This window comes from Halorientalis sp. IM1011, from assembly GCF_001989615.1.
Classification (GTDB): domain Archaea; phylum Halobacteriota; class Halobacteria; order Halobacteriales; family Haloarculaceae; genus Halorientalis.
In genome coordinates this window covers 69,401-90,060 of the sequence record NZ_CP019067.1, presented here as the reverse complement: position 1 = coordinate 90,060, position 20,660 = coordinate 69,401, and the positions used below count along the sequence as shown (strand labels likewise).

General features: G+C 64.9%; 24 protein-coding genes. 18 read left to right on the top strand and 6 right to left on the bottom strand.

Annotated features, from left to right (window positions below; all coding sequences use genetic code 11):
• Window positions 1–39: 39 nt before the first annotated feature.
• From BV210_RS00455 to cutA, 5 genes are all read left to right on the top strand, one after another.
• Complete coding sequence (locus tag BV210_RS00455; protein ID WP_077204738.1) at window positions 40–495, top strand: acyl-CoA thioesterase; 456 nt, start codon at window positions 40–42, stop codon at window positions 493–495.
• Between the two features lie 63 nt (window positions 496–558).
• The gene (locus BV210_RS00450) at window positions 559–1,014 is read left to right on the top strand and encodes a hypothetical protein (protein ID WP_077204737.1); all 456 of its coding nucleotides are present in this window, start codon (window positions 559–561) and stop codon (window positions 1,012–1,014) included.
• A gap of 89 nt (window positions 1,015–1,103) precedes the next feature.
• On the top strand, window positions 1,104–1,283 hold the full coding sequence (locus BV210_RS00445) for an HEWD family protein (protein WP_077204736.1): 180 nt from the start codon (window positions 1,104–1,106) through the stop codon (window positions 1,281–1,283).
• Between the two features lie 84 nt (window positions 1,284–1,367).
• A complete protein-coding gene (locus BV210_RS19615) occupies window positions 1,368–1,529 on the top strand; it encodes a hypothetical protein (protein WP_157525738.1) in 162 nt (53 codons plus the stop codon).
• A 39-nt stretch (window positions 1,530–1,568) separates the two neighbouring features.
• Window positions 1,569–1,880: a divalent-cation tolerance protein CutA gene (gene cutA, locus BV210_RS00440; protein WP_077204735.1), complete on the top strand. Its 312-nt coding sequence runs from the start codon at window positions 1,569–1,571 to the stop codon at window positions 1,878–1,880.
• Between the two features lie 4 nt (window positions 1,881–1,884).
• Here cutA and BV210_RS00435 read toward each other — a convergent pair whose 3' ends face one another.
• A complete protein-coding gene (locus BV210_RS00435) occupies window positions 1,885–2,415 on the bottom strand; it encodes a gamma carbonic anhydrase family protein (RefSeq protein WP_077204734.1) in 531 nt (176 codons plus the stop codon).
• A gap of 166 nt (window positions 2,416–2,581) precedes the next feature.
• On the opposite strand from BV210_RS00435, the gene BV210_RS00430 reads away from it, so the two are divergent.
• Window positions 2,582–2,824 carry a hypothetical protein gene (locus BV210_RS00430; RefSeq protein WP_077204733.1) on the top strand — a complete coding sequence of 81 codons (243 nt, stop codon included), beginning with the start codon at window positions 2,582–2,584 and terminating at the stop codon, window positions 2,822–2,824.
• 55 nt (window positions 2,825–2,879) lie between these two features.
• On the opposite strand, the gene BV210_RS00425 is transcribed toward BV210_RS00430, so the two are convergent.
• Window positions 2,880–5,912 (bottom strand): oligosaccharyl transferase, archaeosortase A system-associated, encoded by a 3,033-nt coding sequence (locus BV210_RS00425; RefSeq protein ID WP_077204732.1) that lies wholly within the window; start codon window positions 5,910–5,912, stop codon window positions 2,880–2,882.
• 223 nt (window positions 5,913–6,135) lie between these two features.
• Between BV210_RS00425 and BV210_RS00420 the strand changes: the two genes are divergently transcribed.
• The 9 genes from BV210_RS00420 to BV210_RS00380 all read left to right on the top strand — a co-directional run bounded on the left by BV210_RS00420 (window position 6,136) and on the right by BV210_RS00380 (window position 16,153).
• Window positions 6,136–6,603, top strand: a complete 468-nt coding sequence (locus BV210_RS00420) for a hypothetical protein (RefSeq protein ID WP_077204731.1) — start codon at window positions 6,136–6,138, stop codon at window positions 6,601–6,603.
• A 35-nt stretch (window positions 6,604–6,638) separates the two neighbouring features.
• Window positions 6,639–7,559: a glucosyl-dolichyl phosphate glucuronosyltransferase gene (gene aglG, locus BV210_RS00415; protein WP_077204730.1), complete on the top strand. Its 921-nt coding sequence runs from the start codon at window positions 6,639–6,641 to the stop codon at window positions 7,557–7,559.
• Window positions 7,560–7,634: 75 nt separating this feature from the next.
• Entirely contained in the window at window positions 7,635–8,822 is a 1,188-nt protein-coding gene (locus BV210_RS00410) for a glycosyltransferase (protein WP_084802529.1), read from the top strand.
• 53 nt (window positions 8,823–8,875) lie between these two features.
• Entirely contained in the window at window positions 8,876–9,406 is a 531-nt protein-coding gene (locus tag BV210_RS00405) for a glycosyltransferase family 2 protein (RefSeq protein ID WP_077204729.1), read from the top strand.
• Between the two features lie 10 nt (window positions 9,407–9,416).
• Window positions 9,417–10,853, top strand: coding sequence for a sulfatase (locus BV210_RS00400; protein WP_077204728.1), 1,437 nt, complete (start codon window positions 9,417–9,419; stop codon window positions 10,851–10,853).
• A 67-nt stretch (window positions 10,854–10,920) separates the two neighbouring features.
• Window positions 10,921–12,252, top strand: a complete 1,332-nt coding sequence (locus tag BV210_RS00395; RefSeq protein ID WP_077204727.1) for a sulfatase-like hydrolase/transferase — start codon at window positions 10,921–10,923, stop codon at window positions 12,250–12,252.
• Between the two features lie 89 nt (window positions 12,253–12,341).
• Window positions 12,342–13,241 carry an alkaline phosphatase family protein gene (locus tag BV210_RS00390; protein ID WP_077204726.1) on the top strand — a complete coding sequence of 300 codons (900 nt, stop codon included), beginning with the start codon at window positions 12,342–12,344 and terminating at the stop codon, window positions 13,239–13,241.
• Between the two features lie 25 nt (window positions 13,242–13,266).
• Window positions 13,267–14,718 (top strand): lipopolysaccharide biosynthesis protein, encoded by a 1,452-nt coding sequence (locus BV210_RS00385; protein WP_077204725.1) that lies wholly within the window; start codon window positions 13,267–13,269, stop codon window positions 14,716–14,718.
• A 67-nt stretch (window positions 14,719–14,785) separates the two neighbouring features.
• Window positions 14,786–16,153: a sulfatase gene (locus BV210_RS00380; protein ID WP_077204724.1), complete on the top strand. Its 1,368-nt coding sequence runs from the start codon at window positions 14,786–14,788 to the stop codon at window positions 16,151–16,153.
• Between the two features lie 10 nt (window positions 16,154–16,163).
• On the opposite strand, the gene BV210_RS00375 is transcribed toward BV210_RS00380, so the two are convergent.
• Window positions 16,164–17,018, bottom strand: coding sequence for a TrmB family transcriptional regulator (locus BV210_RS00375; RefSeq protein ID WP_077204723.1), 855 nt, complete (start codon window positions 17,016–17,018; stop codon window positions 16,164–16,166).
• Window positions 17,019–17,299: 281 nt separating this feature from the next.
• Here BV210_RS00375 and aglJ point away from each other — a divergent pair, with 281 nt between their 5' ends.
• Entirely contained in the window at window positions 17,300–18,343 is a 1,044-nt protein-coding gene (gene aglJ / locus BV210_RS00370; protein ID WP_077204722.1) for an S-layer glycoprotein N-glycosyltransferase AglJ, read from the top strand.
• On the opposite strand, the gene BV210_RS00365 is transcribed toward aglJ, so the two are convergent.
• On the bottom strand, window positions 18,340–18,666 hold the full coding sequence (locus tag BV210_RS00365) for a hypothetical protein (RefSeq protein WP_077204721.1): 327 nt from the start codon (window positions 18,664–18,666) through the stop codon (window positions 18,340–18,342). The two genes, aglJ and BV210_RS00365, sit on opposite strands and share 4 nt — an antisense overlap.
• A gap of 122 nt (window positions 18,667–18,788) precedes the next feature.
• Here BV210_RS00365 and BV210_RS00360 point away from each other — a divergent pair, with 122 nt between their 5' ends.
• Window positions 18,789–18,998 carry a ribbon-helix-helix domain-containing protein gene (locus tag BV210_RS00360; protein WP_077204720.1) on the top strand — a complete coding sequence of 70 codons (210 nt, stop codon included), beginning with the start codon at window positions 18,789–18,791 and terminating at the stop codon, window positions 18,996–18,998.
• On the opposite strand, the gene BV210_RS00355 is transcribed toward BV210_RS00360, so the two are convergent.
• Window positions 18,995–19,405: a hypothetical protein gene (locus tag BV210_RS00355; protein WP_077204719.1), complete on the bottom strand. Its 411-nt coding sequence runs from the start codon at window positions 19,403–19,405 to the stop codon at window positions 18,995–18,997. The two genes, BV210_RS00360 and BV210_RS00355, sit on opposite strands and share 4 nt — an antisense overlap.
• A 163-nt stretch (window positions 19,406–19,568) precedes the next feature.
• On the opposite strand from BV210_RS00355, the gene BV210_RS00350 reads away from it, so the two are divergent.
• Window positions 19,569–19,862 carry a PadR family transcriptional regulator gene (locus BV210_RS00350; RefSeq protein WP_077207917.1) on the top strand — a complete coding sequence of 98 codons (294 nt, stop codon included), beginning with the start codon at window positions 19,569–19,571 and terminating at the stop codon, window positions 19,860–19,862.
• A gap of 1 nt (window position 19,863) precedes the next feature.
• On the opposite strand, the gene BV210_RS00345 is transcribed toward BV210_RS00350, so the two are convergent.
• Entirely contained in the window at window positions 19,864–20,544 is a 681-nt protein-coding gene (locus BV210_RS00345; protein ID WP_077204718.1) for a hypothetical protein, read from the bottom strand.
• Window positions 20,545–20,660: the final 116 nt, after the last annotated feature.

Sequence of the window (20,660 nt, the reverse complement as noted above, 5' to 3'; positions counted from 1 at the left end):
TCGGAAGACTCTTTTCCCGCCGACGGAAACCCCCGGCGAATGCCGGATCTGATGGACACCTACATCGAGAACCGCAAGATGATCCAGCCCAACCACGCCAACAACCTCGACACCACTCACGGCGGGAACGTCCTGAAGTGGATGGACGAGGTGGGGGCGATGTCCGCGATCCGGTTCGCCGGTAGCGACGTGCTCACCGCCCGCATGGAACAGACCAACTTCCGCGGCCCCATCCCAGTCGGCGAGAACGCCCTCATCGAGAGCTACGTCTACGAGACCGGGGACACGAGCATGCGCGTCCGGGTCCGGACCTTCCGCGAGGACCTCCGGACCGCCGAGACGGAACTGACCACCGAGTCCCACCTCGTCTACGTCGCCATCGACGAGGAGTTCGAGCCCCGAAGCGTCCCGGAACTCACCGTGTCGAGCGAGCGCGGCGAGGAACTGCGACGGGTCGCGCTGGAGAACGACGAGAACAACGACCACGGCGAGTGACCTCGCACCGGTCCCCGTCGGTCGAAGGCCGTCCTTTTGACCACCGGCGTCCTACACCGATCCATGGGACTGGACGTGGACATCCCCGACCCGCCGGAACTGGAGGAGTTCGACCCCAACGAGTACGAGGACGCCGAAGTCGTCGGCGACACGGACTTCCGTCGCGACGAGATCGAGGGGTTCCTCCGGGACGGCGCGTGGGACCGGGCCTTCGAGGAGTGGCGTGCCAACACCGACCTCGACCCCGAGGAGTACGACATCGTGACCGATCTCGGACTGATCGAGCGATTCGACTTCTTCTGGGACTCACACGCCGACCGCGTCGGGTATCACGCGCCGGGTCTCCCCGAGGACTGGAAGGAGCGCGACGTCCACCCGGACCTGGCCTCGTGGGGAACGGTCTCCTCTATCAACGCCGAACTCACCGAACTCGGCCAGATCGTCTGTGACGTGCTGAAAGACGACTACATCGACTGGGAGACCGACTACGAACCCCCGGAGGATCTCCCCGATTTCTAGGATCCCACTGGGGTCGACCTCAAACTCCGATCCGGCGATATCGGTGGCAGTCGGGACCTTCTTAACGGGTGACCCCCCTCCTGTTAGACATGGCAGAGGTCATCCCACCGACGGAACGGATCTGCGAGCGCTGTGGCCGTCACGACCGCTGGGACGAGGACAGCGATACGTGGGCCATCGCGACCGAGGACGACGGGAAGGCGGTCGGCAACCCCCACTGCCTCCACGAGTGGGACATCAACGGCGATTACAACCCCTTCGAGGAGTGACTGCTACCCGAGAGCGGATCACTTTCTCACCAGCTACACACGCCGACCGGCAGGTTTTCACACTCGTGTGCGGTACTGATTAACATGGCCATCGGTTGCAAACTCTGCCGGCGACAGCTTCCCGACACCGGACACGACGCCAACTGTGGCTGTGGGTGGTGGCTCGACCACAACTGCTGTGAGAACCACCGGGAGTGGTGTCCCGATGGCGGCGAGGACGGCTGGATCGGCGCCGTCGAGCTCTGACGGCCAACCGTTTTCCGCATGCCGCTCGTTCGCCGAGCTATGCCGACAGTGTACGTGACGGCCCCGCCGGACTCGGCGGCCGATATCGCCGAGCGACTCGTCGAGGAACGGCTCGCGGCCTGCGTGAACCGCTTTCCCTGCCGGTCGACCTACCGCTGGGAGGGCGAGGTTCACGACGAGGACGAGGAGATCCTGCTGGTGAAGACGACCGAGGGCGGCTGCGAGGCCGCGAAAGAACGGATCGAAGAGTTACACCCATACGACGTACCCGCGATCGAGCGGTTCGACAGCTCCGCCGTCTCCGCCGAATTCGCCGACTGGCTCGGCGAGTCCGTCGGCCCGACGGAGTGATCGATCAGTTCGAGTCATCGTCGGGGACGTGCGCTTCGGCGATTGGTTCGTCGGTTTCGGCGTGTTCCCTGGCGATCTCGACGTACTGATCGCCCGCGTACTGCCAGATCGAGTCCTCGACCTCCTTGATCACTTCCGCCGGCTGGCCCGCGACCAGCACCGATTCGGGTACCTCGGTGTCCTCGGTGACGACGCTGTTCGCACCGACCAGACTCTCCGTACCGATGGTCGACCGGTCGAGCACGATCGCACCCATGCCGACCATCGCGCGCTCCTCGACGGTCGCGGCGTGGACGATGGCGTTGTGTCCGACCGTCGCGTACGGTCCGATCTCGACGCCCTCGTGTAGCGTCGCGTTGTCCTGGACGTTCGCACCCTCCCGGAGGACGATCTCGCCGTGATCGCCACGCAGGACCGTCCCCGGCCAGACGCTCGCCTCCGCTTCCAGCGTCACGTCACCGATCACCGTCGCAGCCGGATCCACGTACGCCGAGTCGGCGATCGTCGGTTCGATCCCGTCGAAAGCTCTGATCATCGTGCGTGCCGTCCGGCCCCAGTGACAAAAACGACCCGGCTTGGGCCCCCTCCCAGAGCCTCCCCGGCCGTTCCCGCGTCGCCGGATTTCGCCGCTGGCCTACCTGGTTTTCAAATTTCGTAACTGGTGGCGTGGATTTATTCGTGAGTATCGGAGAGTAGATGGTATGCCAGCGAACGGACGCGACATCGCGGTCTTCGTCGTCGGACTCGCAGTGGCCGGTATGATGCCGATCATGGCCTTTCCGACGCTCGAGTTCGGCCCAATGGTCGCGCAGGTCTCGGCGCTCACTGGCGGCGTCCCGATTCACCACGTCGGCGTCGTCGTCCTCGTGGCGCTCGTGGCGGCCGCCTGGGTCGACACGGGACTCGGGAGCGATGAGCCTACCGATCGCGAACACTGGGAGTAAGGGACGAGAAGTCGACGGTCGGACACTGCCGAACCGAAAAGGAAACCCGTAGTTCTCAGGGCGCGACGACGCCAGCGCCGCCTGCGGGTTCGGCGAGGAACGGCTGGTCGCTCGTTCCGTCGGCCGACGTGTTCGAGTCGGTGCTGTTCGTGCTGTCGTCGGTCGACCCGTCACTCGACCCGTCGTCTGTCGTCTCGTTCCCAGTCGATTCGTTGCCCTCGGGTTGCTGGGGTGGTGCGATCTCGGTTCGGGTCAGTTCGACCTGCACGGGCGAGTCGTCCTCACCGATGACCTTCCCCTCGCTCACGTGTGCCGTGGTGTTGTACAGATAGCCTTCGCCGCTACTCAGGTTCTGGTAGATGTTCGTGCTGATCTCGTAGGGGCCGGCGGCCTCGACGGCCACGTCGGTGTAGCCCTCCTCGGTCCCCCAGTTGTCGTAGCCGGTGGTCGAGTACGGCACGGTCATCTCGAACTCACCGTCCGGTCCGGTCTCGACGCGCTGGGTGTACCGGAACGTCGTGTTCGTGGCTTCCTGACGCATCGGCACCGACGCCATCACCGTCCGGTTCTCCGGGCCGGTCCCTTCGATGGTCGCACCCTCGACCCGCTCGAACACCTTCGTCCACGGCGGGATCGACGGACTCGACCCGAACAGGACACGCTGTAGCTGCCCGAGGGATGCCGTCGAGTTCTGTCCGCCGCGCAGGACCTGACTCTGGCGCTGGAACCCACGGACGTACGGACTACCGCGCTGGAGCGCCGACGTGTTCGAGGAGTGAACCAGCCGGTAGTGGCTCAGCGCCTCGACGGCTTCCGGCGGGTTCGGGCCGACGCCTCCGACCTGGGCGGTGCCGTCCTCCTCGGCGAAGTCACGTGCCTCCTGCATCGATCTGAACATCCGGTAGACCCGCTGATCGCCGCCCGGCAGGACCTTCACCTCTCCACCCTGTGCCTGTCTCGTGTCGTAGTTCATGACGACCGGCTGGGGCTGCTGGCCGCTGCCGTGGAAGTGCCACAGGCGGTTGACCATGCTCTCGTAGTAGCGCTGGCTCTTGAGGTTGTACCCCATCCGGGCCTGCCCGCCGCTGAGATCGTACACTGGGCTGTAGTAATCGCTGGTCGACGTACTCTCGTTGAAGATGGTCGGCGCGAAGAACTTCCCGCGCGAGAGCCGCGAGTACGTGTTGACCATCTTCCAGTCGACCATGACGTACCGCGTTTCGGCGTCGTCCTCGCTGACGTTCGCCAGCACGTCACCGGCCTGCTCCTCGTTGGGTGCGAGCAGGAAGTCCGCCGCTTCCGTCGCGCCCTGCTGGAACGGGTTGGCGGTCGGGATGCGCTCGCCACGCTGTGTGATCCAGTGCCCGTAGTCCCACCAGGACAGCACACCGTACGCCCCGTCGGGATAGTCGTAGTCGTCCTGTCTGGGTGTGGTCTCCGTGAACTCCATCGAGTTGTTCGCGCCACCGTAGGTCCCCGGGACAGGCGTGTTGTTCTCCATCCAGTCGAGACTGTCCGTCCAGCCGACCACACCGGGACTCGGGGCGGCCCGACTTCCGGCCTCGACGGCAGTGCTCGACCCGCTGGACAGCGGGACGGCCATCGGTGCGACCACGAGGATCAGCACAGCCAGAATCGTCAGCACCTGGAACGTCTCGATCTCCTCCAGGGACTCACTCGGTGAGACGTACTTGGCGATCAACGCGATGATGTAGGCGTTCAGCACCGCGATGGGCAGCGTGAGGTAGTAGCCAAAGCGGACCTGGGTCAACGTCGCCAGCAACATCATCACCGTCCAGATGGTCACGAAGACCGTCTCGGCTCTCCGCTCCGTGCCGCGAACCTGGCCGACCAGAATTGCGACCAGGCCTGCGAAGGCGCCGAACCAGGCGAGACCGTAGCTCCCGAACAGCCGCGGGAGCAGGTCCCCGAGCGGAAGTTGCTGTGCCTCGCCGATGGTCCCCGCCTGGGCTCCACCGCCCAGCCCGATGAACCGGTCGGTGTTCTTGACGACGTAGCCGAACACGTCGGGCACGACCACAGCCGCCAGCACTGTCACTGCCGCGATGGTACCGAACACGGTCGCCGGGTAGGCCCACTTGGTGACGTCGGCGTCGTCGATCTTCCGTGCCAGCCAGGCCATGAACACGGCCCCGGCGGCCACGGCGAAGGCGAGCAACGGCTGGATGAACGAGAAGTCGACGGCCGTCACTTCGAGCGTACTCAGCGGGACGAACGAGAGCACTCCCGTGACGACGAGCGCGATTGCACCGACGAACGCGACGTGTTCCGGACTGCGGCCGCGGAGATAGTCGACGTTCAGCTGGACGACGAGGAAGATACCGAAGATGCCGACCAGCAGGACTGCGGGCGGCCACACCCAGATATAGAGCGCGGTGGCGACGCCGGCCAGCGTCGCCCAGCCAGCGGGCCGTCGAAGCGCGTCCCACTCGCGGTTGACCACGAGTTCCCAGACGGGCATCTCCTCCTCGGCGACCGAGACCGCGACCATGATCGCCAGCACGGCAGTCATCTGGAGCAGGACCTCGGCCACGTGGTGGTCCGAAAAGCCGACGAGACTGCGGCTGAGGAAACTCCCGGAGGAGAGCGCCAGCACCAACACGCCGACGATACCGCCGAAGCGGCCGCCGAGTCGCTTGCCGGCGAAGTAGACCGGAATGGCCACGAGCATCCCGAACACGGCTGGCGCGACCAGCAGTGTCATCGCGACCGTCTGATCGCTCGGGTTCCCGAGGCCGACGATCAGTGCTATCGTCGCGACCACCTGGTCGAACAGCGTCCCGAACTGTCCCGAGGCGGTCCCGTACGGGAAGTAGGTCCACGGGTCGAACGGCATGGTCTGTGGCCACTGGTCGACGACGTACTGGGTCTGTCGGTAGTGATACCACGCGTCGTTCCCGGAGAAGAACACGTCTCCGTCCCTGACGAAGTTGCTCCAGTTTTGCACCCGGGTCCACAGCATGAACCCGAGCAACGCGACCAGAGTCGGGATGTGATACCACTCCTGGATGTCTCCGAGGACGTTGCCGAACTCGTAGTCCTCGAAATACCCCCGGCGTTGACTCATTGCCCGGGGTAAAAACGAACGCGGGGATAAGCTTTGTCAAATCGTCTTCTTCTCGCCCGCTGTCCCTCGGTTCGGATACCGCGCCCAGGGACCTGCTGTAGCCGTCTTACCGGACTTACGGTGTTCGTATCGAACGCCGACACCGACACAACACTCAGGTGTGGCCACGCCGAAGCATCCGGAACTCCTGGCGTGTCACGCCCGGCGCGCCTGACTGACGACGATGCCCCGCGAGAACTCACGCCGGACGGTCCGGGACGACGAACGCGCCATCACGGTGACGGACAGCGTCGCCGCCGGATCGCTGATCGCCATGGCCGTGGTGCTCGCGGCCGGACTCGGACTGGGTGTCCTCTATGCCCCCGCGGACGACGCGGCCAACGGCACGCGTGCGAACTTCACGTTCCAGCACTTCTCCGACGACTCGGTACTGATCGTGACGTTCTCGAAGGGCAGTTCGATCCCGGCCGGAGAACTGGCGGTCGTCAGCGGGGAGACCAACCGCACCTGGGCGATGCTGGCAAACGTTAGTGAGTCGGAGGGAGTCTCGGAGGGGTCGACGGTCCAGTTGACGGGGAGCGGACGGTTCGGCAAGCCGATCACGACCGGGACACAGGTCCAGATCGTCTACACCGGCGGGAACGGGACCAAGGTGCTGGATCGCTGGCCGGCCGAATCCGGATCCGGATAGAAACCCCTTTGCCGAACGGGTGAGGAGCCGTCGGTATGCGGGTCTCGGTCGTCCTCTGCACCCACACGCTCGATCGGTACGATGCCTTCACCGAGGCCGCCCACAGCGTCCTCGACCAGACACACGACGACACGGAACTGGTACTGGTCAGCGACGGCTCCGAGACCGTCTACGAACAGTTCCAGGCCGACTTCGGCGACCGCGAGGACGTGCGAACCCACTGCAACGACGAGAACGTCGGTCTGCTGGAGAGCCGAAACAACGGAGCCGAGGTCGCCACCGGCGACGTGGTCGCGTTCATCGACGACGACGCCGTCGCCGACGAGGACTGGGTTTCACAGCTCGTCGAGGCCTACGAGTACAGAGATGCCCTCGCGGCCGGCGGCAAGATGACCCCAGAGTGGGTCGCCGGTCGCCCCGCCTTCCTCCCCGCGGAGTTCTACTTCCTCGTCGGCGTCACCCAGCGCGGGTTCGCCGACGGCCCCGGCGAGGTCCGCAACACCTTCGGCTCGAACATCTCCTTTCGCCGCGACGTGTTCCTCGACCTCGACGGGTTCGACACCGACATCGGCGGCCGAAAGGGCGACGAGAACCTCCAGGGCGGGGAGACCGAACTCTGTGCCCGCCTCCGTGAGACTCACGATGCCGGCGTCTACTACAATCCTGACGCACGCGTCGCGCACAAAGTATTCGAGTACCGGACCGATCCGAAATGGTTGCTCGATCGCGCGTTCTGGCAGGGCTACTCCAAACGCGGGATGGAAGTGCTGGTTCCCGAATCCACGGGCGAGGAGTACGACTTCCTCGGGCAACTGCTCGGCGAGTTCGTCCCCGACCGGGCGAAGGGGCTCCTCACCGATCCCTCCCGCGAGAGGGCCCTGCAGTTCGTGATGCTGTTCGTGTTCACCGCAGCGGTCGGACTGGGCTACCTCTACGGCGCGACGAAGTGGCGGTGAGTCTTCGGTCAGCCCCCGATACGAACTCGAACCGCCGTCGGTACGCTTAAGCGCGCGCCGTCGCTCGGTCCGACAATGACCGACGGGGCGACGGACGGTGACACCGGGGCGAGTGAGGGAGCGGCCACGAGCCTCGCGGACCTCGACGTGGCGGTCGCACACTGGGGGATCAACGCCTGGGGCGGTGCCGAGTATCTCGTCACTCACCTCGCTCAGGCGCTCGACTGTGATCGGGTCTACACGCTCGGCGAGCCCGACCCCGACGACCCGAACCCCTACGGCGACGTGCAGTTCGTGGACGTGACGCGGGACCTCTCGCCGGCCCCGCTCCGCCGCCTCCAGTCGCAGGCCGGCCGCGTCTTCGAGTACGCTCTCTGGGAGGACGTGGACTGGCGGGAGTACGGCGACCCGGACGTCCTCGTGACTTCCGGCGCGACGACGCGGGCAGTCATCACGCCCGACGATACCCTCCACCTGAACTACTGTCACTCGCCGCCGCGGTGGTTCTACGACCTCTATCACGACCGAAAGGACTCACTCGTCGGGCAACTCGCCCGCCCGCTGGTGCGATACCTGCGGATGCGCGACGCCACCGTCGACCTCCGCGTCGACGGCTACTTCGCCAACAGTCCGATCGTCGCCCGCCGCATCCGGAAGTTCTACGACCGGGACGCCGAGGTGCTGTATCCGCCGGTCGACCTCTCGGCGTACGAAAATCACGGCGACGAAGGCTTTTATTTGCATCTCGGCCGCCTCGACGAGGAGAAAGGGGTCCCCGCGGTCGTCGAGGCCTTCGCGGGGAGCGACCATCGACTCGTGCTGGCCGGCGGCCGCGGCGACGTGAGCGAGGACGTGATGGACCGGATTCGCCGCGCCGATACCATCGATTATCGCGGGTTCGTCGACGAGGACGAGAAGTACGATCTGCTCGCGACCTGTCGCGCGCTGGTGTTCAACGGCCGTGACGAGGACTTCGGGATCGTTCCCATCGAGGCCAACGCCAGCGGGAAGGCGGTGCTGACCCGGGACGAGGGGTTCCCCGCCCTGTTCGTGGATGAGGGGGAGAACGGCTACAGGCACGATGGGTCGGCCGAGGGGATCGAAGAGGCGATAGGACTATTCGAACGCGACGGAATCACCGCGGATCCACGGGAGCGTGCCGCCCAGTTCGACGTGTCAGCCTTCCGAACGCGATTACGGGAGGGGATCGAACGGTACTACGACGAGTTCAGCCACACCGGCGCGTTCGTCGGTCGGGACTGAGACGGGTGTGGTACAGTCACATTTATAACCCGTCCCGGACGAACCTCGGGTGAATGACCGACGTCTCGGTAGTCATCCCGAGCATCAAGGAGGACGTTCTCACGCTGGAGAGCGTGCCGGAGGGGGTGGACACGCAGGTCGTTCGGGAGGGGACGCTCAACGAGGCGCGTAACCTCGGCGTCGGGCGTGCCGAACACGATCGGATCCTCATACTGGACGACGACATCTCGTTCACCGAGTCGTTCTTCTGGGATTTAGCCGACCGGATCGAGCGCGGCACGCTGGTCGGCCATCCAGACTGGGACTACGGGCTCGTGGCCGGGCGGGTGATGGCGTTTCACCGGGCGGACTGGGAGCGGTTCGGTGGGTTCGACGAGTTTCTGAAATCCCACATGGGGGACACGGAGTTCGCCCTGAAGTTCGTCCACCGGGGAGACGGCGTCGACCATATCGACCCGGACGAGGTCGAACACGCCCCACACGAGCGGTCGGTCACCACCTGGGATCGCATCTGGCGGACCGCCTACATCGCCGCGAAGTACCCACGGTCGGCCCCGAAGATCCTGACACGAACGGTTACCTGAGTTGGTGAGTATGACTGATACGAACGTACTTCTGGTAGTGATGGACAGTGTCCGTGCGCGCAATTGTAGCCTGCTGGGCCACCACAACGAGACGACCCCGAACATGGACGCCCTCGCCGACGAGGCGACGGTCTACACGCAGGCCCGGTCGCCGGGGACCTGGAGCTTACCCAGCCACACCTCGATCTTCACCGGCCTCCACGTCGAGGAACACGGCATCCGCAGGGCCCACCACCGGTTCACGGGGCAGACGTTCTGGGACGAGATTCCCCATCGTACCGGCGTGTTCTCGGAGAACATGTGGATTACGGACATGGGTGTCGGGCTGGAGGACCCGTTCGACGACATCCACGGCCAGCAGAACGTCCTCTTTCAGGAGGGACTCGACCCAGGTAACTTCGCACTCTCGGAGGGGCAGGGTGAGTACGTAAAGTATCTCAAGCGGTGTCTCTCTCACGACTACCCGATCAAGTCCGCCATGAACGGACTGTACATCAAAGCGGCGTGGGACTTCCCACAGCTGTTGCCAGATGGTCACACCACGGGAACGCCAGCGGAGGTCTACACCGACCTGTTCACCGACTGGGTCGACGACCGAACCGACGGGTGGGCCGCCTGTATCAACTACATGGACGCCCACCTGCCGTACGAACCCGAGGCCCAGTTCGACGAATGGGACGACGGGACCGCCCGGAAACTGCAAGACGACTGTGGCGACCAGGTCTGGTCGTTCAACGCCGGCGAGAAGCCAGTCTGGCAGATGCGTGGCTTCGAGGCCCTGTACGACGGCGCCATCGCGCAGATCGACCACGAGATCGGTCGCCTCGTCGACGCGCTCAAGTCCCGCGGCGAGTGGGACGACACGCTGTTGATCGTGACCGCCGACCACGGCGAAGGATTCGGTGAACACTCGGAAATCCGCCCAGACGCGATCATTACGGGCCACGGGGCTGGCATCCACGAACTCCAGTTGCACGTTCCGTTGCTCGTGAAGTTCCCCGGACAGGAGTCGGGAGCGACCCACGACGAACCGGTGTCGCTGACGGACACGCCACACGTCGTGCGCGCCGCCCTCGACGGCGACTGGGAGACCGACGAGTACGTCACCGAGGGCCCCGTATTGGCCTCCTCCCACGGCCTCGAAGAACCCATGGAGGAACGCGCCAGCAAGTTCGTCGACGACCTCTGGCTCTACAACGGCGACTATCGGGCGCTGTACGCCGACCGTGGCGACCGCGTCGAGAAGCAGATTACCTGGCGCGACGACTACGAATCCGTCGTCGACGTGTACGACGCACAGGTGAGTCGCGTCATGCGCGGCGAATCTGCCCCGAAGGTACGCGAAGCCTTCGCCGAACTAACCGACGCCAGTGTCAGGGAGTCCGCGGGCGAAGTGGACGTGTCGGGCGCGACCGAACAGCGCCTCGAAGACCTCGGCTACATGTAGCGGTCGATAGTCGGGTCAGTCGCAGTACCGGAACATACTTTGGCCGGCCCGTTCCTCCACTCCTCCAATGACAAGCATCGCTCTGGTGGTGCTCGATACCCTCCGGAAGGACTCCTTCGACGACTTTTTCGACTGGGTTCCCGGCCGGCGGTTCGAGCGAGCCTACTCCACGAGCCACCGGACGGTCCCCGCTCACGCCTCGCTGTTCACCGGCAAGTACGCCGGGGAGATGGGGATCGGGAGCGAGAACGAGCGGCTCACCTACGACGGGGCGGTGCTGGCCGAGCAGTTACGCGACGCCGGCTACACGACGCGGGCGTTCAGCGCCAATCCCTACGTCTCCAGCGAGTTCCAGTACGACCGGGGGTTCGAGCACTTCGAGCGCGGCTGGCGGCTGGACGCCGGCGACCCCGACGTGTTCGACTGGGGCGTGTTCATCTCCAACTCCCACGGCGAGGGGCTCAGTCGGTATCTCCGGGCTGGCTGGAACTGCGTCACCGGCGACTGCGATACGGTCCGGTCGCTCCGCCACGGCGCGAGACTGAAGTTCTACGACAGCGGGTTCGGTCCCTTCGAGATGGACGACGGCGCGAAGACTGCGCTGAAGACGGTCCGTAACACGTCGTTCGGCGACGACGAGTTCTTCTTCGCGAACCTGATGGAGGCCCACGCGCCGTACAACCCGCCCTCGGAGTACCACACGACCGACGATCCGGAGTTCGACGGAGTGCGAGCGACCGTCTCCGGGAAGTCCAACGTGGACTCCTCGCGACTGCGCCGGAGCTACGAGGACAGCGTCCGGTACCTCTCCGATGTCTATCAGGACATCTTCGAGGAGTTGCGCGAGAACTTCGACTACGTGATCACGATCTCCGACCACGGGGAACTGTTCGGCGAACACGGCGCGTGGAACCACTGCTACGGCGTCTTCCCGGAGTTGACCCACGTCCCGGTGGTCGTGACGAGCGACGAGGACGAGGTGGTCCGCGACGAGACGGTCGTGAGCCTGCTCGATGTCCACCGGACGGTGCTGGACCTGGCAGGCGTCGACGGCGAGTCCCGCGGCCGCAGTCTCGTGAAAGAACCCGCCGGCGGCGTGTATCTCACGGAGTGTCAGGGGCTGACGCCGCGTCAGTACGAGCGGCTCGCCTCGGAGGACGTGGACCAGCGGACGCTGGACAGTTTCGAGGCCCCGGTGTACGGCCTCGCCGCCCCGGAGACCTACTACGGCTACGAGACTCGCGACGGGTTCGTCGAGACGGGCACCGCGACCGTCGACGAACCACGGGAACGACTCGACGAACTGAAAGACGAACTCGCCGGTGCGCCCGCCCAGACCAGCGACGACGACCTCTCCGAGGCGGTACTGGACCAACTCGACGACCTCGGGTACACGTAGACGGGTCTACGCCGCGGTATCGGTCTGTCGGCGAGGTCGTCGCGGCCGACGGAAGCGACTTTATACGGTCGACAGTGTACTGGTCAAATATGGTACTCGTCGTGTTGGCGTTGGACGCCGTCGACGTCCGTCACGCGGAGGATTTCGGCTGTGAGAACTTACTGCTGGACGAACACACGAAGATGCAGTCGGTCGCTCACAGGCTCGAACATCCCCACACGGGCGAGGCCTGGCCCTCCATCGCCACCGGACTCCACCCGACCGAACACGGCATGACGGGCCACGGGGAGTGGGACAGTCAGGTGTTGACCATGCTCTCTCGGATCGCACACACGCTGAACGTCAGCGGGAACATCCGAGGGAAGATCGGGGACGCGATCAAGCAGAACACGGGTCAGGACTGGAGTTTGCAGATCGTCGAGGAACCGACTTTCCTCGACGGAGAGTACCGCGCCGTCCACAACTGGCCCGGTGTCTACCGCAACGAGGCGCTCCACTACCTCTGGGGGCTGTTCGAGGAGGTCAAGGAAGACCGGATGTCCGAGGAGACGCTGATCAGGGAAACGTACACCGAGGCCGCCAGCAAGTTCGGCTGGGTCCACGAGGCGATCACTCACGACATCGAGATCGCCGCGACCCACATCCACGTGATCGACGTGCTGGGCCACATCTACTCCGACGACGAGGAGGCCTACCGGCAGGTGTACGAGGACGTGAACGAGCAGGTCGGCGAGGTCCGGGCGGCGTTGGGAGAGGACGACGAACTCCTGATCCTGAGCGACCACGGGATGGAGGCGACGTGGCTCGACGACGACGACCCCGGCACCCACTCCTGGCGAGCCATCGCCGCGTCGACCGTCGGGTCACCGCCCGAACACGCCCTCGACGTCAAGGAGTGGGTCGAGGACCACGTTCAGGAGATCGACCCCGAACGCACCCGAGCGGATATCCCCGAGGACCAGCTCCGCGAACTCGGCTACATCGACTAACCGTGTTGAGTGTGTCCATAGTACGATGAGTGATCGCACGGACTTCGGCGAGCAGGTCGGGTTCGGGTTCGTCGGTCGGCTCCTGACCGCTGTTCTGGGACTGGTCGGGACCGTCGTGGTCGCGCGAATGACGACTCCGGACGTCTACGGGCTGTATTTCTTCATCTACGGCGTGGCCGACACGCTCAACAACCCCTTCGGTGGCTGGGTCGAGGGCTGTCGCAAGCGGATCACGGAGTCGGACGCCCGGGAAGGGGAGATTATGGGCGCATACGCCCTCGGGCTCGGGCTGTTCACCGTCGTCGGCGTCGCGGTAATCGCCATCGCCGGTGAGTTCGCGGCGGGGTACATCCCCGTCGACGGCCTCGGCCGGCACTGGCCGGTGCTCGCCTTGCTGTTCGTCGGCCTGAACCTCACTCAGCAGACGGGGATGATCCTCAGCGTCCGACCGAATTTCGGTTATCACAGCTGGATCGACCTCCTGAAGACCGTCTTGAAGTACATTGGACAGATCGGGCTGGTCGTTCTCGGCTATCAGGCCGGTGGCCTCGTTGCCGGGACGGCGCTGGGACTCATCGTGGTTGCGCCCCTTCCGTTCCGTCTCATCGGCGTCCGCCCGCGACTGCCGACGCGGGCGACCGTCCGGCGGATCTGGACGTTCGCGAAGCCGAAGTTCCCCCAGAGCATGCTCAATACGATGATGGGGCGGATCGACACCATCTTGATCGGCGTCCTCGCCACGAGCGTGTTCGTCGGCTACTACAACGTCGCGTTGCGAATCTCCGCGCCGGCCATCTTCGTCACACAGTTGATCTCGAACGGCACCTACGGCGACATCAGCGATCTGCACAGCCGAGGTGAAGCGGTCGCCGAACGACTGCGCCATTCTGCTTCCTACAGCAGCGTCCTCGCAATTCCGCTGTTTTTCGGCGCGCTCATCCTCGGACAGGAGATCCTCGTCACCGCTTACGAACCGAAATACGCCGGCGCAGGCGTGTTCCTCGTGTTGATCGCACTCTACCGCATGCTCATCACACAGGAACAGGTGTTCGCCTCCGCGATCAACGGGCTCGACATGCCCTACACCAGCTTCCGCATCTCGCTGGTGAAGTTCGTCACGAACGTCGTGGGTAGCGTCGGCCTGTTCTTCGTGATGGGGCCGATCGGCGTCGTCGTAGGCTCGACCATCGCACAATCCGTCACGTACGCGCTGTCGGTGTACGCCGTCAGGGTCGAAGTCCCATCGGTAACGATCGTTCCGAGTCCGCTCGTCCACCAGTTCGTGAGCGGCGGCGTCATGGCCGCCGTGGTCTGGGCGCTGCGGCGGGTGGTCCCGGTTCGGTCGTGGGTGTACGTGTTCGCCCTGGTCGCCGTCGGCGCGGCGGTGTATGGAGCCGTGCTGCTAGCGATCAGCGAACACCACCGTGCGACGCTCCGGAACGTCTCGAATGGGATGCTCGGGAAGGTCGTTCCCTGAACTGGGCCGTCGTGGGTCTCCACGCCGAACAGAAGGTTCTAAATCGGGACGTTAGCAACACTGCCTCATGGCTCAGAACGTCGTCCTGGTGACGGTCGACTCGCTCCGGGCGGATCACGTGGGGTGTTACGGGTACGACCGCGACACGACGCCGGAACTGGACGCGATCGCCGAGGACGGGCATCGGTTCAGCGCCGCGTTCACCCACGCCTGTGCCACCCGGCCGTCCTTCCCCGCGATCATGACCTCCTCGCACCCACTCATGTACGGGGGTTTCGAGCGGCTCTCCGAGGAGCGGACGCTCGTTTCGGAAGTCCTCTCTCGACAGGGGTACGCGACCGGTGGATTCCACTCCAATCTCTACCTGAGCGCCGAATTCGGCTACGATCGCGGCTTCGACACGCTGTACGACTCCCGGGCCGACCCCTCGCCGATGACACGACTTCGACAGGCCGTCAAGGACAACCTCGACTCGGACGGTCTGGTTTACCGCATCCTCGAAAAACTCTATCAGGGAACCGAGCGTGCCGCGGGTGTCGACGTGGGATCGTACTACGTCTCAGCCGAGGACATCACCGACCGCGCGCTGGAGTGGGTCGACGCACAGGGCGACCGGCCGACCTTCCTGTGGGTCCACTACATGGATCCCCACCACCCCTACTCGCCGCCCGAGGAACACCAGATGTTCTCCGATATCAGCCGGCGGGAAGGTGTCCGCCTCCGGCCGAAGATGATGGAGAACGACGAGGACATCACCGAAGAGGAACTCCAGACGCTGATCGACCTGTACGACGGCGAGATCCGCTACACGGACGCACAGATCGGCCGCCTCCTCTCGACCCTGGAGGACGAGTGGGACGACTGGACGGCAATCGTCACCGCCGACCACGGCGAGGAGTTCCGCGATCACGGCGAGTTCTTTCACCAGAACCGCTTCTACGACGAGGTGATGCACGTCCCGCTGATCGTCTACGACGGGGACTCGTCGGGCACCCACGACGAGATGGTCGGCCTCATGGACGTCGCGCCGACGGCGGCGACGCTGGCCGGCGTCGAGACGCTCCCGGAGAACTTCTACGGCTATCCGCTGGACCCCCTCCTCGACGGGCGATCGGAAGACTGGGAGCGGGAGGGCGTCCTCGGGAGCTGGTACGATGTACCGACGGGGACCGAACGGTTCGCCTACCGCACGACCGACTGGAAGTACATTCGCGACTACGTCCACGACAATGAGGAACTGTACGATCTGCAGGCCGATCCGGACGAGCAGTCGAACCTGCTCGACGACGACCCCGAACCCGACGTTCTCGACGAGATGCGCAGGGTCGTCGACGACCTCGAGGAGGATATCGAAGCGACCGACACGGAAGTCGAGTCGGTCGAGATGGACGACGAAATCAAAGAGCGACTCCGGAACCTCGGCTACCAGGAGTAGTCGCCTGGGATCACTCGTCCAGCGCCGACGGCGGCTGGCTCTCGTGTTCCCAGACGAGATCGAAGTACCGCTGGAGGCCGGCGACGAACGAGCCGTTGTCGGTCAGGGCGGCCTGCCGCATGTGGAGGGGCACGTCTTTCTCCTCGACGAGGATGATCGCGCGCCCGGTCTCGTAGTCCATGCTCGGGTCGGCGACGGTGCCGCGCCAGGGGAGCGGTTCCTCGCTGAAGCGGAGGTCCACGGCGGGATACTCCGTCCGAATTCGCTCGACGATGTCGGCCTGGATCGGGCGGTTCTCAGCTTCCAGTAAATCGGGGTGAAGAAAGATGGCGTCCACGTCGATGCCGCGGTCGATGGCCTCCTCGAAGGCCGGCCGGACCGAATCGAAGTACTCGAAACTCTTGGTGATGATCCGGACCTGCTCGTCGGCCTGGTGGTAGAGCTGGCGCGTCTCGCGCTCACTCGGTTCGCCCACGTCGACGACGTGGAACAGTTCCTCGGTGGGCGTGATGTCCTCGCTGGCGCGCTCGAAGCGGGGCCGGAACTCCGCGAGGAACTCCTCGCGCACGTCGTCGAGTTCCTGCACGAAGCCCTCGAACTCCTGGCGGCGGTTCTCCTCCGCCCGGTCCAGAATCTCCGCGGGCGATTTGGGCTGGTACTCCTTGGGTCGGCCGGGGATGATCTTGATGAAGCCCCGGTCGGATAGCGAGTCCAGCACGCCGTAGATGCGAGCCTTGGGGATGCCCGTCGCCTGCGCCAGATTCGGAGCAGTCGTCCGTCCCAGTGTCAGCAACTCCCGCAACGCCGTCGACTCGTACTCGGTCAGTCCGAGCCGATCCAGCAGACTCGCCGCGTCGTCGGTCATATCACGGCCAGTCACCGGCCGGCCTTGTAAATTCGCCGAAAGGTATTTATCGTTGGTCGACAAACCAGTTACTCACAGACTGAGTAACTATGCCAGACGATACGGGACAACGGGAGGCGGACGAGCATCTGGAGGACGTGGCCGACGGGTGTGGGTGTACCGAGATGTGGGAACACATGAGCGAGCACCGGGACGAGGAGTGACGGCGGGCCGCCGTTCTGGGTCGGTTGCACGGGTCGGGAACCGTACCTTTTTGCGCTCCCCGTGACGATAGGGCGACGATGCCCGACCGCTCGGAGGTCTGTGTGCTGGTGCCGACGCTCAACGAGGCCGCGACCATCGGCACCGTCATCGAATCGTTCTCCGAGCACGGCTTCGAGAACGTCCTCGTGGTCGACGGCGACTCGACCGACGGCACGAAGCAGATCGCCCGGGACCACGGTGCCCGGGTGATGGTCCAGTCGGGGAGCGGAAAGGGACAGGCGGTCCGCGAGGCGCTGCGGCACATCGAGGCCCCCTACATCCTGATGCTCGACGGTGACGCCACGTACCGCGTCGAGGACGCCGACGCGATGCTCGAACCGCTGTTTTCGGGACAGGCCGAACACGTCATCGGCGATCGGTTCGCCGACATGGAGTCGGGCGCGATGTCACGGCTCAACAGGACGGGAAACCGCATCATCAACCGGGCGTTCAGCTGGATCCACGGCCGAGACCTGCAAGACATCCTGAGCGGTTACCGCGCGTTCACCCGTGAATCAGCCGAGCGACTCACGCTCACGGAAGCCGGCTTCGGGATCGAGACCGAGATGGCCGTCGAGTGCGTCAAACACGGTGTCCGGACGGAGGTCGTCCCGATTCGGTACGAGGCCCGCCCGGACGAGTCGGAGACGAACCTCCACCCCTTCCGGGACGGCGCGACGATCATCCTGACGCTCTATCAGATGGCCAAGACGAACAACCCGCTCTTTTACTTCGGGAGCGTCGGCGCGCTCAGTTCGCTCGTCGGGTTCGCTCTGGGCGGCTACGTGGCCTACGACTGGTTCGTCCCGCCCCGCACGTCACACGAGGTCATCGCCATCGTCAGTGTCTTCTCGATTCTGGTGGGAGTTCAGCTGTTGATCTTCGGCGTCCTCTCGGACATGATCGTCGCGCTGAACCGCGAGCAGACCCGCCGGCTCGAAGAACTGACCGAGCAACTGGGTCGCGAGCGATCCGACGCGGTGTCCGAGGACCCTGCCGGTCGGACGCCGGAAAACGGTTCGACGAGCGCGGACGGTGACTCGGAGGCCGACGAACTCGCGTCCGCCGGCGACCGCGACTAGAAGGGGACGAGCGCTTTCAACTGCATCAGGACGCTCGAAGACGCCGATTCGCGCAGTTCCTCGAAGACCGGATGGAGCGCGTTCAGGAGTTCCTGTTCGGACTCGAAGTACTCCTTGCCCGACCGGTCGATGGCCTCTGCGATGGCGATCTCGTTGCCGGTCGCGTTGTAGGGGATCTTGCGGTTGCCGAGCGCCTCGACCAGGGTGTCCCTGTCCGCCGGGAACGCCACCGCTGCCTCCGAGAGCCGGGCGTCCAGCGCCGCGATGCCGAACTCGATGGCATCCGGTTCGTCGCCGTCCTGTTGTGGTGGCCGAACTCCCATTGCTACCTCCTTTCGATTCCAGCCCCGAAAACCCTATCCCTCCGGGACGGACCGCCACGACGCCTGACAGGTCGGCAGGGGACAACACAACCCATATCCGGCCGGTGGACCTGGACGCTCACATGACTGACTACACCACTGTCTCCATTCCGCAAGACCTGGCCGACAGCGTCGAAGAGACCATCGAGGGGACCAGTTTTTCGAGTACGAGCGACCTGGTGCGGTTCCTGCTGCGCAGTATCGTCATCCAGCACGAGAAACGCGGTGAACTCACCGAATCCGAATTTCAGGAGATCACCGAACAGCTGCAGGATCTGGGCTATCTCGACTAGGTGACCGTCTCCTCCGGCGGTTCGGCGTCGACGACTTCCAGATCTTTCCGGCGACCGCTCCGGTCGAACGCCGCCAGCGACGCCTCGTCCCACGGCGGCACCCCGACGAAGACGACTTCCGCGAGGTCGTCCCGCTCGGAAATCGACAGTTCACCCGCGGGGTGTGAGACGAACAGCCCCTGTGTCTGTCCCGCGGGCGTCCCGAGGTCGATGCCGAACACCGCGCCGACGGACCCGCCGGCTTCGGGCATGTAGAAGTGTGTGAACACCGGCGCCTCCGGCGACAGATCGGCGTCGTCGAGTTCACTCGCGGGCATCACCGAGAGCCGGATCGTGACCGGGTCCGGGTCGCGTTCTTCACCCAGTCTGAGCAACGTCTCGGCCAGCCCCTGCGTGATGTAGACCACAGTGACCGTTCGTGACACGACCGCTTAATTGCATCGCCGATCCGTGTCGACGAATCGGGCGAGGGCGACGCGTCGGCGACACGGAACACGCTACCAATCGACTGGAAGGTGGTGTCTCCCTGCCAACACGTTTTTCCCTGTCAAAGCGTAACAAATTACAATGATGCACGACCTGACCGCGTTCCAGCGTGACGTGTTGTACGTCCTGGCAGGGCTCGACGAGGCGTACGGGCTGGCCATCAAGGCGGAACTGGAGGACTACTACGAGGGTGAGGTCAACCACGGACGGCTGTATCCGAACCTCGACGACCTCGTCGAGCGTGGCTTCGTCGAGAAGGGGCAGATCGACCGCCGGACGAACTCCTACGAACTGACAGAGGCCGGGACGGACGCGCTCTCGGCCCGCCGGCAGTGGGAGGACTCCTACCTCGACGACGTGGAAGTCGCGACGGCGTAGCTCAGCCGAAGACGAACTCCTTGCCGATCTTCGCGTAGAGTGCCGGCGTGCGGGACCGCGACCGCGACAGAGCGTCGTGGAGCGCCTCGGCCGCGTCCTCGTGGACACCCGTACCGTGCCCGACCAGCACGCTATCGGGTGAGAACCGCCCCAGTTTGGTCGGGGGCTTGAGCCGGAGGGCCGGGTGGACCCCCAGCCGTTCCGACGCCGACAGGAAGTAACTCGCAGTCCCGACGGACTCGGGGACGATCAACTCGCCGTGATCCTCGATGGAGACGGCCGCCTCCTGCCAGAATCGGTTGTCGATAAGCTGGTGGACGCCGACGCCGGTGTCTTCGAGTTCGACGCGGACGCGCTCGACTGGCGCGTCGAGTTCCTCGGCGACCCCGTCCATCCACTCGGGCAGATAGACGGGCACGTCGTGGCGGTTGGCGACCGCTGCCGAGTCACGCTTGTGCCGGTCCAGCAGGATCAGGACGCCGGCGACCTCCCCGAACTCCGCGAGCAGGTCGTCGAGCCCCTCCACGTCGACCGGGTCTGTCACGTACACGTCCCCGTCGACCTCGAAGGCGTGGCTGGCCCGCTGCATCCGCTCGTCGGGGTAGGCCATCCAGCCGACCCCGTGTTCGCGACGGTCGATCTCGCGGTACTCCGTCGCCGTCCCCGAACCTTTCATCGGCATATGCCACGTTCTAGGGGTTCCAAATGGAAAAAGAACCGTAAACTGGCAACGAAACCCACACCGTTGGCTACCAGTGGTACCCTCACTGGTAATTCGAGTCTCAGAGATCCGGGGCC

Bases quoted from the DNA above. Each gene is read 5' to 3' on its own strand.
- BV210_RS00425 (WP_077204732.1), bottom strand. From the start codon at position 5,912: ATGAGTCAACGCCGGGGGTATTTCGAGGACTACGAGTTCGGCAACGTC.
- cutA (WP_077204735.1), top strand. From the start codon at position 1,569: ATGCCGACAGTGTACGTGACGGCCCCGCCGGACTCGGCGGCCGATATC.
- BV210_RS00350 (WP_077207917.1), top strand. From the start codon at position 19,569: ATGCACGACCTGACCGCGTTCCAGCGTGACGTGTTGTACGTCCTGGCA.
- BV210_RS00390 (WP_077204726.1), top strand. From the start codon at position 12,342: ATGGTACTCGTCGTGTTGGCGTTGGACGCCGTCGACGTCCGTCACGCG.
- BV210_RS00445 (WP_077204736.1), top strand. From the start codon at position 1,104: ATGGCAGAGGTCATCCCACCGACGGAACGGATCTGCGAGCGCTGTGGC.
- BV210_RS00400 (WP_077204728.1), top strand. From the start codon at position 9,417: ATGACTGATACGAACGTACTTCTGGTAGTGATGGACAGTGTCCGTGCG.
- BV210_RS00405 (WP_077204729.1), top strand. From the start codon at position 8,876: ATGACCGACGTCTCGGTAGTCATCCCGAGCATCAAGGAGGACGTTCTC.
- BV210_RS00375 (WP_077204723.1), bottom strand. From the start codon at position 17,018: ATGACCGACGACGCGGCGAGTCTGCTGGATCGGCTCGGACTGACCGAG.
- BV210_RS00450 (WP_077204737.1), top strand. From the start codon at position 559: ATGGGACTGGACGTGGACATCCCCGACCCGCCGGAACTGGAGGAGTTC.
- BV210_RS00385 (WP_077204725.1), top strand. From the start codon at position 13,267: ATGAGTGATCGCACGGACTTCGGCGAGCAGGTCGGGTTCGGGTTCGTC.
- aglG (WP_077204730.1), top strand. From the start codon at position 6,639: ATGCGGGTCTCGGTCGTCCTCTGCACCCACACGCTCGATCGGTACGAT.
- BV210_RS00420 (WP_077204731.1), top strand. From the start codon at position 6,136: ATGCCCCGCGAGAACTCACGCCGGACGGTCCGGGACGACGAACGCGCC.
- BV210_RS19615 (WP_157525738.1), top strand. From the start codon at position 1,368: ATGGCCATCGGTTGCAAACTCTGCCGGCGACAGCTTCCCGACACCGGA.
- BV210_RS00365 (WP_077204721.1), bottom strand. From the start codon at position 18,666: ATGGGAGTTCGGCCACCACAACAGGACGGCGACGAACCGGATGCCATC.
- BV210_RS00360 (WP_077204720.1), top strand. From the start codon at position 18,789: ATGACTGACTACACCACTGTCTCCATTCCGCAAGACCTGGCCGACAGC.
- aglJ (WP_077204722.1), top strand. From the start codon at position 17,300: ATGCCCGACCGCTCGGAGGTCTGTGTGCTGGTGCCGACGCTCAACGAG.
- BV210_RS00345 (WP_077204718.1), bottom strand. From the start codon at position 20,544: ATGCCGATGAAAGGTTCGGGGACGGCGACGGAGTACCGCGAGATCGAC.
- BV210_RS00435 (WP_077204734.1), bottom strand. From the start codon at position 2,415: ATGATCAGAGCTTTCGACGGGATCGAACCGACGATCGCCGACTCGGCG.
- BV210_RS00430 (WP_077204733.1), top strand. From the start codon at position 2,582: ATGCCAGCGAACGGACGCGACATCGCGGTCTTCGTCGTCGGACTCGCA.
- BV210_RS00395 (WP_077204727.1), top strand. From the start codon at position 10,921: ATGACAAGCATCGCTCTGGTGGTGCTCGATACCCTCCGGAAGGACTCC.
- BV210_RS00455 (WP_077204738.1), top strand. From the start codon at position 40: ATGCCGGATCTGATGGACACCTACATCGAGAACCGCAAGATGATCCAG.
- BV210_RS00410 (WP_084802529.1), top strand. From the start codon at position 7,635: ATGACCGACGGGGCGACGGACGGTGACACCGGGGCGAGTGAGGGAGCG.
- BV210_RS00380 (WP_077204724.1), top strand. From the start codon at position 14,786: ATGGCTCAGAACGTCGTCCTGGTGACGGTCGACTCGCTCCGGGCGGAT.